The sequence below is a fragment of the Vibrio sp. zbq_1 genome, from assembly GCF_043102935.1.
GTDB classification, from domain to species: Bacteria; Pseudomonadota; Gammaproteobacteria; order Enterobacterales; family Vibrionaceae; genus Vibrio; species Vibrio parahaemolyticus.
Map to the genome: position 1 here is coordinate 1 of NZ_JBICJH010000013.1, position 1,035 is coordinate 1,035.

Below are 1,035 nucleotides of genomic sequence, written 5' to 3' on the forward strand. Positions count from 1 at the left end.
AGCACCGGCTAACTCCGTGCCAGCAGCCGCGGTAATACGGAGGGTGCGAGCGTTAATCGGAATTACTGGGCGTAAAGCGCATGCAGGTGGTTTGTTAAGTCAGATGTGAAAGCCCGGGGCTCAACCTCGGAATTGCATTTGAAACTGGCAGACTAGAGTACTGTAGAGGGGGGTAGAATTTCAGGTGTAGCGGTGAAATGCGTAGAGATCTGAAGGAATACCGGTGGCGAAGGCGGCCCCCTGGACAGATACTGACACTCAGATGCGAAAGCGTGGGGAGCAAACAGGATTAGATACCCTGGTAGTCCACGCCGTAAACGATGTCTACTTGGAGGTTGTGGCCTTGAGCCGTGGCTTTCGGAGCTAACGCGTTAAGTAGACCGCCTGGGGAGTACGGTCGCAAGATTAAAACTCAAATGAATTGACGGGGGCCCGCACAAGCGGTGGAGCATGTGGTTTAATTCGATGCAACGCGAAGAACCTTACCTACTCTTGACATCCAGAGAACTTTCCAGAGATGGATTGGTGCCTTCGGGAACTCTGAGACAGGTGCTGCATGGCTGTCGTCAGCTCGTGTTGTGAAATGTTGGGTTAAGTCCCGCAACGAGCGCAACCCTTATCCTTGTTTGCCAGCGAGTAATGTCGGGAACTCCAGGGAGACTGCCGGTGATAAACCGGAGGAAGGTGGGGACGACGTCAAGTCATCATGGCCCTTACGAGTAGGGCTACACACGTGCTACAATGGCGCATACAGAGGGCGGCCAACTTGCGAAAGTGAGCGAATCCCAAAAAGTGCGTCGTAGTCCGGATTGGAGTCTGCAACTCGACTCCATGAAGTCGGAATCGCTAGTAATCGTGGATCAGAATGCCACGGTGAATACGTTCCCGGGCCTTGTACACACCGCCCGTCACACCATGGGAGTGGGCTGCAAAAGAAGTAGGTAGTTTAACCTTCGGGGGGACGCTTACCACTTTGTGGTTCATGACTGGGGTGAAGTCGTAACAAGGTAGCGCTAGGGGAACCTGGCGCTGGAT

The 1,035-nt window shown here is 53.8% G+C and carries 1 rRNA gene; it reads left to right on the forward strand.

The annotated features are described in order from the left end of the window. Window positions 1-1,035 (forward strand): 16S ribosomal RNA (locus ACF8CV_RS07730); the annotation flags it as partial.